Source organism: Kosakonia sp. H7A (genome assembly GCF_003028445.1).
Lineage (GTDB): Bacteria > Pseudomonadota > Gammaproteobacteria > Enterobacterales > Enterobacteriaceae > Kosakonia > Kosakonia radicincitans.
The window spans coordinates 248,871-261,557 of sequence record NZ_PYTZ01000003.1 but is presented as its reverse complement, the minus strand read 5'-3'; the positions used below and the strand labels follow the sequence as shown (position 1 = coordinate 261,557).

The window sequence follows — 12,687 nt, the reverse complement described above, 5'->3', positions numbered from 1 at the left end:
GTTGAGCCAGTCACGTCGTTGGTTGCTGCACGGCCATATTCCGTGCCGGGCGACGCGGAATAAATGACACCACCCAGGCCACCAGATCGGTGAATGAGCGGAAAATCACTTTGACGGACGGCGGAGCAAATTCCGCGAGATGGCGATAGCCGCGGAAACCCAGTTTTAAAATATCAAACAGACTTTCCAGAGGTTTATCTTCCGGGAAGCTGTCCTGCCACAGCGCCCATGTGTCTGCACGGGCAAAGGTACACTGCACAAAATCGATATGTTGTTTGGTGGTGAGCGGCATCAGTTGCAGACCGACCTCATTGCCAATGACACGCGCTACCGTAGTCGGAAACGCATACTCTTGCTGACCACGTTTCAGCAGCAGGTTCACTTTCTGCCCTTCCAGCACCTGCGCCTGGCCATTAATCTTGATGCCCAGACCGCCGTCGGAGAAGTCATGGACGGTACAGGAGAAGAGATGACCATCTTCGCGGGCAATGGCCGCTGGCATGGAGATTTCGACACGGTGCGCGCGGCGCACCTGTTTGCTTTCGACCGATACCGCTACTGCGCCGCCAAGAATAACCATGTTGTAGAACACCCAGGCCATACTGACGAACACGGTGAGCACTTCGTTCTCCGGGCCGTAGAAATAGCGCCAGATCCCCACCAGCACACCTACCAGGTTAAGCAGAACCAGGAAGATGTAAGGACGGGAGATCACCCAGTCCACGTACTCCTCTTCCACCAGCCCGCCTTTGGCGGTGACGTTAAATTTGCCTTTGTGTGGGTTGAACAGCGCCACCAGCGTAGGCGGCGCGATATACCATGCCAGCACCGTTTCGTAGATCTCGCTCCAGAAAGAGTGGCGATATTTCCCCTGAATCTTCGAGTTCGTCAGGCTGGCGTGAATCATATGCGGCAGCACGAACAGGGCGATCATCAGCGCTGGGGCGTAAATGATGTAGGCATGTAACAGCAGAAATGCCAGCGGCGCAGTCAGAAAGATCAGCCGCGGGATGCCCGATAAGAAGTGGAACATGGCGTTGACGTAACACAGCCGCTGCGGCAGTTTCAGCCCTTTACCAAACAGTGGGTTATCGAGGCGGAAAATCTGCACCATGCCGCGCGCCCAGCGAATACGCTGACCAATGTGCGCCGAAAGGCTCTCGGTCGCCAGCCCTGCCGCCTGCGGAATACGCATATACGCAGAGGTATGCCCAAGGCGGTGTAAACGCAGTGAGGTATGCGCATCTTCAGTGACGGTTTCCACCGCAATCCCGCCAATCTGATCCAGCGGCCCACGACGAATAACCGCGCAGGAGCCGCAGAAGAAAGTGGCATCCCACATGTCGTTGCCGTCCTGCACCAGACCATAGAACAGCGTGCCTTCGTTAGGCGTTTTACGAAAGCGTCCGAGGTTACGTTCAAACGGATCCGGCGAGAAGAAGTGGTGCGGCGTCTGCATCATCGCCAGCTTTTTCTCTTTCAGGAACCAGCCCATAGTCATTTGCAGGAAAGAGCGCGTCGGAACGTGGTCGCAGTCGAAAATCGAGACAAACTCGCCCTTCGCATATTTCAGCGCGTTATTGATGTTCCCGGCTTTCGCATGTTCATGCGTCGTGCGGGCGATATACTCCACGCCCACCATGCTGGCGAACTGGCGAAACTCTTCGCGGCCGCCATCATCGAGGATCCAGATTTTAAGTTTGTCTTTCGGCCAGTCGATACCGAGCGACGCGTAAATGGTGTTTTTCACCACACTGAGATCTTCGTTATAGGTCGGCACGAAAATATCTACCGACGGCCACAACGACATATCTTTCGGCAGCGGCACCGGCTGGCGGTTCAGCGGCCAGGCGACCTGGAAATAGCCCAGCACCAGCACTATCCAGGCGTAAGTTTCGGCAAACAGCAGCACCAGGCCGCACACCAGGCTGACCGGATCGTCCCAGTTGAGGGTTGAGGTATAGCGCCACCAGATATAGCGACAAGAGACAGTCAGCGACAGCACAATCAGCATCAGCGCTGAAAAGCGTCCCGGAATACGGCGCACCAGCAGTGCAACGCCCCACAGCAATACCAGGAAAACAAACTGCGCCAGCGGGTTAAACGGCTGCGTAATGCACAACAGGGCGAGGATCAGCGAAAACACCACAATGACGCCTAAAATAAAGCGCCGCAGGTGCGGGCTGATATGGCTAAGCTCTTTTTTGTGATCGAGATGACCCGTACGATGCGTCACGCGTTCCGGCAAGGTATCAAGCCAGTGATACCAGCGTCCACGCAATGCGCGGATACGGGCAAAACGCTGGCGCCGCGTCGATTTCGGCGGTCCCCAGGGTAATGTCACCAGCAGCCAGAGGCTTTGCAGCAGGTAGCGCGCCGGATCAAGCGGGCGCGGCCGGTCAGGATCGATATGCGGAAACCAGTGCTGCTGTTGTGCCCGTAACTGCTGCCAGCGCGGATGTTCAAGCGGGATAAACAGCCAGGCGAGGATCACCCAGAAGCAGCCAGAAGCCGCGCTGAACCACGATGCGCCATGCTGGCGATAGTGCTGATAGCGCGCGCGTAAGCGTGCGCTGACCGGCGGAATCAACAACCAGCTGGCGGGACCGCTCATGGCCGGCTCCCCTCTCGCTCACCACCTTCGCGCGGCTTTGCGCAATGTAGCAGGCACCAGTTCGCCAGCGTCACCATCTCTTCTGCGGCCAGCGAGTCGCTGCGGTATTCCCCCAGCGGTTGTTTCGATGCCAGACACTCCGCCAGCGCTTCATCACGATGGATAGTCGTCGGCAGGATGCGCGTCTGGCTTTGCAACCAGACCTGCCACAAATCGTCCTGCAACTGGCTACCGATCCGCAGGTCGTTAATCAGAATATGCGACCCCGCAGGCAGCGGCTGCTGATGCAGGCGAATATGGCAATTGATATCGGGTTTGATAATGGTGAAAACATGATCGCACGCGGCGACGAATTGCCGCGTCAACGGTGAAAAACCGTGCGGCAGATCGATGAGCACCCAGTGATACTGTTGCTGCGTTTTTAACGCCTGTAAAAGAGCAGCAAGTTGGTTTAACGCGTCATGCTGATGAATAACATCCCACTCGTTCGTCGTGAGTTGGCCGAACGGCAATACATCAAGCTGCGAAGTGTAGCGCAAACCGGCATCACGCCAGTCCTGACCATCAAGCACGGAGCGCGCCCAACCGCCACGGCTGGCAAAATCGACATTAAATGAAAGGCGCAGCAGATTGTCAGGGCTGGCATCAATAACCAGCACCGATTCGCCTAATAATTGCAATGACCAGGCCAGAGCCGCTGTAATCGATGTTGTACCCACACCGCCGCGGATCCCCTGTAATCCCAAAATGGCCATCTACTGTTGCCTTATTGTTGACGGGATAATTCAGCCAGCAACGGCCAGCGCTTAATAGCCGCAGCCAACTGTTCACGCTGGGAAATATCGGCGTAATCTATTTCGGGTAGAGAAAAAGCCTTGCTCAGCGCCAAAAAATCATTCTGGAATGTATAACCCAGAGTTGGGTCTGTTTGCGTTTTTGGTTCATTGTTATGCATTCTGGCCCGATCCCTTTGAATAGAAAACACATGCACTGATTGTAGCAAGGCATCATGCCCGACAAAATTCATTTACATGCTAAAACTGATGTTCTTTAATTTCAATGTTAGGTTTATTTCTCAGCTTTCGCTAGTAAACTGAGATACAGATAAATTTGTTTCAAGAGGGACATCGTGGACCCCATATTTTCTATTGGCATTCAGTCTTTATGGGACGAATTGCGTCATATGCCTACAGGCGGCGTTTGGTGGTTAAATGCCGATCGCGAAACTGATGCAGTTAGCCTTATTAATCAAACTATTGCACAACAAGATACCGAGGCAAATGTCGCGGTTATCGGTATGGACCACGATCTACGGGGCATCCTTAAACTGGATAAAGATCACGGCCCCCAAAAAATTCGTCTATTTTCCATGCCAAACCAGAGTAATAGCCTATACTTTTTCGCCCGCGATTTACTCTGCACCATTGAGCCTGAGAATTATTTACTTATACTGCTCTGTGCTAATAATGCCTGGCAGAATGTTCCTGGCCCCAAAATACATCAATGGTTAGAAAAAACGCATGAGTGGGCGAAATATCATAATTGTACTTTGCTGGTTATTAATCCCGGCAATAACAATGACAAACAAGCCTCGATTTTGATGAGTGAATATCGCTCACTGTTTGGTCTGGCAAGTTTACGCTATCAAAACGGTATGCATCTTTATGATGTTGCCTGGTGGTGTAATGAAAAAGGGATCAGCGCCCGCCAGCAACTGATTCTTCATCATCATGATGACCGGTGGCAATTAGCGAAGCAGGAAGAAACCGCCGTACAACCGCGCAGCGATGAAAAAAGAATATTAAGTAATGTGGCGGTTCTGGAAGGTGCGCCGCCGCTTTCCGAATATTGGTCTTTATTTGAAACAAACGAAGCGCTGTTTGAAGAAGCCCGTTCAAGCCAGGCGGCAACGCTGATTTTCTCCCTGGCGCAAAACAACCAGATCGATAGTATCGCCCGCCAGGTACATACCCTGCGCCGCCAGCGCGGCAGCGGTTTAAAAATTATCGTCCGTGAAAGCCAGGCCAGCCTGCGCGCGACCGATGAGCGATTATTGCTGGGCTGCGGCGCGAATATGGTTATTCCCTGGAACGCGCCGCTGTCGCGCTGCCTGACGCTGATTGAAAGCGTGCAGGGGCAACAATTCAACCGGCTGGTGCCGGAAGATATCACCACCCTGCTTTCCATGACCCAGCCTCTGAAGCTGCGCGGCTACCAGCCGTGGAATATCTTCTGTGATGCGATAAGCAATATGGTCAATAACCAACTGTTGCCGCCGGATGGCAAAGGGGTAATGGTTGCGCTGCGCCCGGTACCGGGTATTCGCGTCGAACAAGCGCTTACCCTTTGTCGCCCCAATCGCGTGGGGGATATTGTCAGCATGAGCGACAACCGGCTGGTGCTGTTTTTGTCCTTTTGCCGTGTCAACGATCTTGATACCGCCCTGAACCATATTTTCCCGCTGCCAACGGCGGATATCTTCTCAAACCGGATGGTGTGGTTTGAAGATAATCAGATTGCCGCGGAACTGGTGCAGATGCGTATGCTGACGCCGGAAAAACTGGCTAAACCGCTGCCTGACACTGCCGGAATGAAGAAAGTCATTAACGCCGAACATGACGGTACAGGCTGGCGCCGTATTCCGGAGCCTTACCGCTTATTCAGTGACACCACGGAGCGCACATCATGATGTCAGTCAGCGATATCGTTCAGCTTATCATCTTCTGCGCACTGATCTTTTTCCCGCTGGGTTATCTTGCGCGCCACTGGATACGCCCTATCCGGTCCGCATTTCGGATCTTGTTTACCAGACCTCGCTATGTAAAACCGGCAGGAATATTGCGCCGGGAATCGTTCGTCAAGGCAGACCGCAAACATGACTAATTCATCGATGACCACTTCAACGCCTTCGCCGCTGTGGCAATACTGGCGCGGCCTCTCCGGCTGGAACTTCTATTTTCTGCTGAAATTCGGTCTGTTATGGGCGGGCTACCTTAACTTTCATCCGTTGCTGAACCTGGTTTTTATGGCATTCCTGCTGATGCCGTTGCCGCGCATGAGGTTACATCGTCTGCGTCACTGGATCGCACTGCCGATTGGTTTTGGTCTCTTCTGGCATGACACCTGGCTGCCTGGCCCGGAAAGTATGATGAGCCAGGGCTCGCAGGTCGCGGGTTTCAGCGCCGACTATCTGCTTGATCTGGTGACCCGTTTTATCAACTGGCAAATGATTGGCGGGGTTTTTGTCCTGCTGGTGGCGTGGCTGTTTTTATCACAGTGGATCCGCGTTACCGTGTTTGTCGTTGCCATTATGATCTGGCTGAACGTGCTGACCCTGACCGGACCGGCATTTAACTTGTGGCCAGGCGGCCAGCCAACCACCACGGTGACCACAACCGGCGGCGGTGCGGCAGCAACCGTCGCGGCGGCAGGCGATACCCCGGTAGTGGGCGATATGCCTGCGCAAACCGCGCCGCCGACCTCGGAAAACCTGAATGCTTATCTTGCCAGTTTCTACGCCTCAGAAGAGAAGCGCCAGAGCACTTTCCCGGCGCAGCTTCCCGCTGACGCCCAGCCGTTTGATCTGCTGGTCATCAATATCTGTTCCCTCTCGTGGGATGATATTGAAGCAGCAGGGCTGATGTCGCACCCGCTGTGGTCGCACTTCGACATCGTATTTAAACACTTCAACTCTGCCACCGCTTACAGCGGCCCGGCGGCGATTCGTCTGTTGCGCGCCAGTTGCGGCCAGTCGTCGCACAAAAACCTCTATCAGCAGGCCAACAACCAATGCTATCTGTTTGATAATCTGGCGAAACTGGGCTTTACCCAGCAGTTGATGATGGACCATAACGGCGAGTTCGGCGGTTTCCTGAAAGAGATCCGCGATAACGGCGGCGTGCAGGTACCATTGATGGATCAGTCTGGCCTGCCGCCTGTACTGCTCTCTTTTGATGGTTCGCCGGTCTATGACGATACTGCCGTGCTGAACCGCTGGATGGAGTCGGACAGCTTCAAACAGGGGCAACGCACCGCAACCTTCTACAACCTGCTGCCGCTGCACGACGGGAACCACTATCCCGGCGATCGTAAAACGGCGGATTACAAACTGCGCGCGCAGAAACTGTTTGATGAGCTGGATGCCTTCTTCACGCAGCTGGAGAAATCCGGGCGGAAAGTGATGGTGGTGCTGGTGCCGGAACACGGCGCGGCGCTGAAGGGCGACAAAATGCAGGTTTCCGGCCTGCGTGATATCCCCAGCCCGTCAATTACCAACGTACCGACAGCGATTAAATTCTTCGGCATGAAAGCGCCGCATCAGGGCGCGCCGATTGAGATTAACCAGCCGAGCAGCTTCCTGGCGATATCAGAACTGGTGACACGGGTGCTGGATGGCAAAATCTTCACCGAGGACAGCGTCAACTGGCAGCAGCTCACCAGCAATCTGCCGCAAACGGCGCCGGTTTCTGAAAACGCCAACGCCATTGTGTTGCAGTACCAGAACAAGCCGTATGTTCGCCTGAACGGCGGGGACTGGGTACCGTATCCGCAGTAACGTCCTGCGCCCTCTCCCGCAAGGGAGAGGGCCGATCGGTTAGCTCTGCTGCGCCAGCCACACCAGCATCTTCAGGCTGGCAGAGTAGTAATCATCCTGCGCGGTGATTTGCGGCTCGGCCAGCGGTTCTCCCAGCGTTAAATCACGTACCGCCAGCAGACCGTCATTCATCATATACGGCGCCGTTTCGTTGGTCGCCACATTCACCCAGGCCGGCGTCTGGTTGCGGCTAAAGCCCTGCCACCAGCTACGCCACGGCATCAGCAGCGCGCTTTGCGGATCCTGCCAGCTGATATACAGCGGAATACGGATAGCATCATAACTCATGCGTGGCGGCCACTCTTTTGCCGGGGAAAGCTTGCCATCCGCCGCCAGCGAAACCCAGTCTGTCGGGAGCTGTGCTTTGCCAAAGCGCATTTTCCCCAGCAGCTTTTGCCCGTCGGCGATCAAATCGCGCCACACCACTTGATGGCTTCGTTTCGCGAAATCCTGCCACGCCGGGAAGATGAAATAGGCGGGATTCAGGTTCACATAGGTGTTGAGGTTGAAGCCGTTCGCGCCTGGCAGCATCACGCGGTAACCGGCATAACTCACCACGGTATGTTTCAGCACGGCCTGCGTAATAGCGTCCGACGCGCTGGTATAAGCCGGAACATTCCAGCGCTCCCCCGCTTTCAGCAGCGCCCAGGCCAGCAGAACATCGCCATCCGTCGCATCGTTTTTATCAGCAACAGGATCGGCTTCCACCGGGTTATAACGCCAGAAAAAGAGGCCGTTATCTTTATTTCTCAGGGTCTTATTCGTCCAGTTCCACATGCTGTCAAAGGCAGCTCTGTCATCACTGGCCACCGCCATCAACATGGCGTAACCCTGGCCTTCAGTATGGGAAACACTTTTATTACCGGTATCGACGACGCGTCCATCCGGCATTAAAAAACGGGCTTTATAACTATCCCAGGCCGCAGAAGCCTGGGAAAATGACGTAAACAACAGACTCACCATCACCACCAGAGCGGCGAATACGCGCTTCAACATGGGTTTACTCACTTGGGTTAGCGTAACGGAAGAGAACATCCGACACAGAATAGAGCCTTTCGCGGGTAAAAACGAGACCTGCCGCACCACCCTGCTCTTGCATCCAGCGGGTATACAGCCCCTCAAGCACGGCGCAAAAAGCAAAGCACCAGCGCTTCCGGTGCGCTTCTTCCCGCGCGACCGGCAAGCCCTGATGACGAAATGCCAGCCCGTCATCACGGGTATCGATATCGATAAAACCCCAGTTGAACAGCGCCAGTTGCGCATTGATATTGGCTTCCAGTTCGCCCACGGTTTCCGACGGCGGAAGCGGCGTGCGTTCCGCCATTGCATCACCCATCTGTCGCAGGAATGGCAGGCTTTCCGCTTCACCGACGTTGTTTACCATGCCGTCAATCATTACGCTCAGCAAATCAAACCAGCCCGGCGCGGTTTGCTGCTGCTGAAACCACGAGAGCAACGGCGTATCAGAAGTGTGTGTCATCATTTGTCTCCCAACATGTACCGGAGCCAAATCCCGGCGGTGCTTTCGTTATAATTACCGAAGGTGTCGTAGCCGACTTTGCCGCCCACCGTCATATTTTTATTCACGTTGTAATCCAGCCCCGCATGGAAGTTGTAGCCGATACCGTTTTGCGAAGTGCCCTGGTACTGCGCCTCTTTGATAAAGCCAAGATCCGCCAGTTGCTGGAGCATCTTCTGTGCCTCAGGCTCGGTCGGGAAATAGTCGCTTTTATCCTGGGTATAAGACTGATATCCCACAGCGCCGCCGATGCTCAGCTTCCAGTTATCGATTTTCTGCGAAAGATCGACCGGTAAAGAGACGCTGACATAGTTCTGCGGACTGAAATAACCGCCCTGGCCGTAAGTGAAGTAGCTGAGGTTTTTCGAGAAATCCATCCAGCTCACGCTCAACCCGGCCTGCAACTGGCGGAAATCGTCATGCCACGGGCGTAAATAGACCCCGGCATTGGCGTTCATGCTGGTGTTGCTGGCAACATCCGTCCCGAGATAACTGTAACCTCCGCCGCCGACGTAGAACCCGGCATCGCCATCATCGTAACTTAACTGTACCGATCCGCCGTTTTTGGTGACCTGCCCCCAGCGCTGGCCGGAGTATTTATCCTGTAGTCCGACATACGACAGCAGGCTGTCGGTGATCGCGCGGCGCTCGCCGGTGAAGATCAGCGTCAGGTAGTTGGTCAGTTTCGGCGACCACTTCACGCCGCCCACCAGCGAGGTGAGATCCTGCCCGAGCGGCGTACTGCCGATATCCAGCTTGTAGCTGTCGCCGCTGAGCGCCATATTCAGCTCCACGCCGCTGGCGTTTTGCGAATCGGTAGAGGCGTTAATTGCATCGTTGTAATTCTTCTTGTAGTTCGATGCGCTCAGGCTTTTCAGGCGGCTCGAACCCAATAAAGAGGTCAGGTTGTTGTAACCCTCATCGGTAAACGGTGTCAGTTTGCTGGCATCGGCGTAACTTGTCAGATCGGTAAATTTATCGCTGCCGTCCGTTGCCGTAGAACTGTTGGCATTGCTGATGGAGGTGGCAATATTGCTCGCCGCATCTGCCAGCGGGTTTGAACCATAACGACGCCAGGCATCGCCCGAAGCGCTACCGGAACTGAGGCTGACTGGCGTGGCAGTAAATTCAAAGCGCGCATCGCCGAACGGCGAACTGGACCAGGTCAGCGGCGCTTTCGCTTCCGTTAACTTGCTGGTGCCGGTTTCCCCGTCGCGACCGCGAATATCCACTTCACCTTGCAGCCACATGCCGGTTTTTTCGTTCATCTGCTGCATCATGTCATCCACCTGGCGCAGCGTACGGCTTTGCGCCGTTTCTACCGGCAGATCGGTACGCGTAGTGCCCGGCAGATTACTGCCCGGCTCACGGGCCACCTGCGCCACCTGCCACGGCAACGTCTGCCCATACAGCGACTGCGGCGCAGCTGTGTCAGCCGTGGTTTTACTGGTAGTCATAAACGGGTTATCAGCCAACAAAACGCCGCCAATTGTTGGCGTGGCCGCGCTGTTGGTCGATTCCAGCCCCACCAGCTTGCCGCGGGCGCTACGCAACAGGGTCATCGCCTGCTGATGGTTACCCTTTGCTTCTTCCAGCCGCGCCAGCAGTAGCAGGCGTTCCGGTGAACTGTTACTGCGCAGACCATTCGCCAGGGTCTGGGCTTTATCAATATTATTTTCCGCCAGCGCCACATCAATCGCGCCGACACGCGCGGCCTGATCATCGCTGTCGCGCGTCATCAGATAGTCATACAGCACGCCTGCTTCTTTGTTCATTTTGCCGCTCTGGTAGAGACGGCCCATGGCGAACATCAAATCGGTATTCTGCGGATCGCTTTGCAACGCGCGAATCAGCTTGTCATAGGCGGCGGCATAGTTGCCCTGCTCACGCAGACGATCGGCTTCATTAATCACATAACCGTTACGCACGCCCGCCAGTTGCGCCGGGGTGCTGCGCGCCTGCATCTCGGGACTGGAAACAAAGGCCTGTGCTTCCTGGTTCAGCCCGGCCTGATTCAGCACGGCAATTTGATCGGCGTAATCCCCGGCATTGCCCCGCACACCCTGCTGCATATTGGCCCGCACCAGCGAAACCGCCGTTGTCAGATCGCCGGTTTGCGCCAGCATCCGCGCCAGTTTCCCGGCATCGGCCGGGCTTTCCGGTGGCGTGCTGGCGAGCGCTTTCAGGGTATTCGACGCGGCAACAGTATTGCCCTGTGCCAGGTAACGATCGGCGGTCGCCATTTGCAGGTTGTAGTTCACCCGGCGGGCGAGATCGCGCGTCTGGCTGTTTTGCCCCGCGGGCGAGATCCGCGACAACAACGAGCTGGCCTGCTGCCAGCCGCCATTTTCACTGGCGAACAGCGCGGCGGCATACAGGGAGCTTGCGCCCGCGCCGCTGCTTTGCGCCGGAAGCATAACGCTCGCCGCTTCATTCTGCTGGCCGGATTGCTGTAATAATCGCGCCAGATCGAGGCGCAGCCACGGATCGTCCGGCAACCGCTCAACGCCCTGACGCAACAGCGCAATCGCCTGCGGCGTATTGCCGCTGGCAGCCAGTTGTTGCGCCTGACGGCGCAGCGGATCGCCCGGCGCGCCGGTGACTACGCGCGGTTGCAGCTTCGCCTGCAAGCTGGCCGGTAGGGTTCGCAGCATGCTCTGAGCTTCTGCCGTTTTGTTTTGATCGCGCAGAACGTAATAGAGGTTTTCGCGCGCCGGGGCATTCTGCGGTTGGTCGTTCAGAATAGCGCGCAGTGCCTGCTCCGCCTGCGGGTAATCTTTGTTCTGGCGTAACACATCGGCGCGGAACAGTTTTGCCGCCGTTCCCCGCTCGCCGCTCTGCTGCGCCAGCGGTGCGGATAGGGCCAGCGCCTGGCTGACATTGCCCTCTTTCAGCGCCTGTTGCGCCTGCGCCAGTTGGCCGTAAAACGCCGCGTCCTCCGCCTGCGTTTTGCGCTCGGCAGAGGCATCGCCACCCAGGCTCGCCGCCCGGTTCAGGTATTGCGCCGCCGCCTGATAATCTCCATTGCGCTGAGCGATATAACCCATGCCCGCCAGCGCATCGGCATCCTGCGGATTGGTTTGCAGCACCTGTTCAAACTGCCGCTTCGCCGTACTGCTGTCGCCGCTGTTCAGGGCGGTAAAGCCCGCGCCTTTCGCTGCGCCGCCGATGTTTTTGCGGTAGTAATCCTGAACTTCGCTGTCCTGCGGATGGCGCTGCAACCAGGTGTCGTAGAAGCGCTCATCGCCGGACTGCGGCCCAAGCCACAGCAGCGCCTGTCGTAAACCGGCATCGGCATCTTTGCTGCCGCTGGCCATCGGTTCGAGCATTAAAATCCCGTCGCGGCGCGTCTCTTCACGCCAGGTGAGCATCTTGCCCAGCGCCACGCGCGCGGCATTGTCCTGCGGATTCTGCGCCACAATGTGCTGCATCTGCGCCAGCGCCTGCGGATAGAGCGCTTTGTCGCTCGCCATCGTCAGGTAATATTCCGGCGCCAGACCCGGCGGCGGCGTATTGCCGTTAAACAGGCTGCGCCAGGTCTCCAGCGCGGCCGGAATGTTGCCGCTCCGCGCCTGCTGACGCGCCAGCGTGAGCTGCCCTTGCGGCACCTGCGCCATCTGTTTGGCGTTATCCAGCGCCTGCAATTCGCCATCGCCGGGCGCGGTTTGCGCCAGCCGTGAACGCCACTGCGCGGCGGTCTGCAAATCGCCATTTTGCTGCGCCCACAGCGCCATCAGATACATCGCCCGGGTGTTATTGGCATCAACCATTAACACCTTTTTCAGCGACTCCATCGCCAGCTCGTCATGGGATTTTTCATGCCAGTAGTTGGCCTGATCGAACAGCGCTTTTAAGGCAGCATCATTCGGCGCGGCCTGTGCCTGCCCGGCAGCGCTGAGCGCAAGTGCGCCGGAGAGGCAAACGGTCGTCCACCGGCGGGCGGTTTTGTTTCGCATTGTG

At 56.4% G+C, this 12,687-nt stretch carries 9 protein-coding genes; 3 read left to right on the top strand and 6 right to left on the bottom strand.

Features of this window, described 5'->3' with window-relative positions:
- Nucleotides 1-10: 10 nt before the first annotated feature.
- From bcsA to bcsR, 3 genes are read right to left on the bottom strand one after another with little or no spacing between them, the layout of a single operon-like run.
- Nucleotides 11-2,614 (bottom strand): UDP-forming cellulose synthase catalytic subunit, encoded by a 2,604-nt coding sequence (bcsA, locus tag CWM66_RS14130; RefSeq protein WP_035886737.1) that lies wholly within the window; start codon nt 2,612-2,614, stop codon nt 11-13.
- Nucleotides 2,611-3,369 carry a cellulose biosynthesis protein BcsQ gene (bcsQ, locus tag CWM66_RS14125; protein ID WP_007369585.1) on the bottom strand — a complete coding sequence of 253 codons (759 nt, stop codon included), beginning with the start codon at nt 3,367-3,369 and terminating at the stop codon, nt 2,611-2,613. The genes bcsA and bcsQ overlap by 4 nt, the downstream gene beginning before the upstream one ends.
- 11 nt (nt 3,370-3,380) lie before the next feature.
- On the bottom strand, nt 3,381-3,569 hold the full coding sequence (gene bcsR, locus CWM66_RS14120; RefSeq protein WP_007369584.1) for a cellulose biosynthesis protein BcsR: 189 nt from the start codon (nt 3,567-3,569) through the stop codon (nt 3,381-3,383).
- A 174-nt stretch (nt 3,570-3,743) separates the two neighbouring features.
- Between bcsR and bcsE the strand changes: the two genes are divergently transcribed.
- Genes bcsE through bcsG form a run of 3 tightly spaced genes read left to right on the top strand, consistent with a single transcriptional unit; the run spans nt 3,744 to nt 7,169 of the window.
- Nucleotides 3,744-5,303 (top strand): cellulose biosynthesis c-di-GMP-binding protein BcsE, encoded by a 1,560-nt coding sequence (bcsE, locus tag CWM66_RS14115; RefSeq protein WP_007369583.1) that lies wholly within the window; start codon nt 3,744-3,746, stop codon nt 5,301-5,303.
- Nucleotides 5,300-5,497, top strand: a complete 198-nt coding sequence (gene bcsF / locus CWM66_RS14110) for a cellulose biosynthesis protein BcsF (protein ID WP_043956159.1) — start codon at nt 5,300-5,302, stop codon at nt 5,495-5,497. The genes bcsE and bcsF overlap by 4 nt, the downstream gene beginning before the upstream one ends.
- Nucleotides 5,490-7,169, top strand: a complete 1,680-nt coding sequence (gene bcsG / locus CWM66_RS14105) for a cellulose biosynthesis protein BcsG (RefSeq protein ID WP_035886739.1) — start codon at nt 5,490-5,492, stop codon at nt 7,167-7,169. Before bcsF ends, bcsG begins: the two co-directional genes overlap by 8 nt.
- Before the next feature lie 39 nt (nt 7,170-7,208).
- On the opposite strand, the gene CWM66_RS14100 is transcribed toward bcsG, so the two are convergent.
- The 3 genes from CWM66_RS14100 to CWM66_RS14090 are packed head-to-tail and all read right to left on the bottom strand — an operon-like array spanning nt 7,209 to nt 12,683.
- Nucleotides 7,209-8,204: a glycosyl hydrolase family 8 gene (locus CWM66_RS14100; RefSeq protein ID WP_107146803.1), complete on the bottom strand. Its 996-nt coding sequence runs from the start codon at nt 8,202-8,204 to the stop codon at nt 7,209-7,211.
- A gap of 4 nt (nt 8,205-8,208) precedes the next feature.
- Nucleotides 8,209-8,691, bottom strand: a complete 483-nt coding sequence (bcsD, locus tag CWM66_RS14095; RefSeq protein ID WP_035886742.1) for a cellulose biosynthesis protein BcsD — start codon at nt 8,689-8,691, stop codon at nt 8,209-8,211.
- Nucleotides 8,688-12,683 (bottom strand): cellulose biosynthesis protein BcsC, encoded by a 3,996-nt coding sequence (locus CWM66_RS14090; protein WP_107146802.1) that lies wholly within the window; start codon nt 12,681-12,683, stop codon nt 8,688-8,690. Before CWM66_RS14090 ends, bcsD begins: the two co-directional genes overlap by 4 nt.
- Nucleotides 12,684-12,687: the final 4 nt, after the last annotated feature.

Bases quoted from the DNA above. Each gene is read 5' to 3' on its own strand.
- bcsA (WP_035886737.1), bottom strand. From the start codon at position 2,614: ATGAGCGGTCCCGCCAGCTGGTTGTTGATTCCGCCGGTCAGCGCACGC.
- bcsQ (WP_007369585.1), bottom strand. From the start codon at position 3,369: ATGGCCATTTTGGGATTACAGGGGATCCGCGGCGGTGTGGGTACAACA.
- bcsR (WP_007369584.1), bottom strand. From the start codon at position 3,569: ATGCATAACAATGAACCAAAAACGCAAACAGACCCAACTCTGGGTTAT.
- bcsF (WP_043956159.1), top strand. From the start codon at position 5,300: ATGATGTCAGTCAGCGATATCGTTCAGCTTATCATCTTCTGCGCACTG.
- bcsG (WP_035886739.1), top strand. From the start codon at position 5,490: ATGACTAATTCATCGATGACCACTTCAACGCCTTCGCCGCTGTGGCAA.
- CWM66_RS14100 (WP_107146803.1), bottom strand. From the start codon at position 8,204: ATGTTGAAGCGCGTATTCGCCGCTCTGGTGGTGATGGTGAGTCTGTTG.
- bcsD (WP_035886742.1), bottom strand. From the start codon at position 8,691: ATGATGACACACACTTCTGATACGCCGTTGCTCTCGTGGTTTCAGCAG.
- CWM66_RS14090 (WP_107146802.1), bottom strand. From the start codon at position 12,683: ATGCGAAACAAAACCGCCCGCCGGTGGACGACCGTTTGCCTCTCCGGC.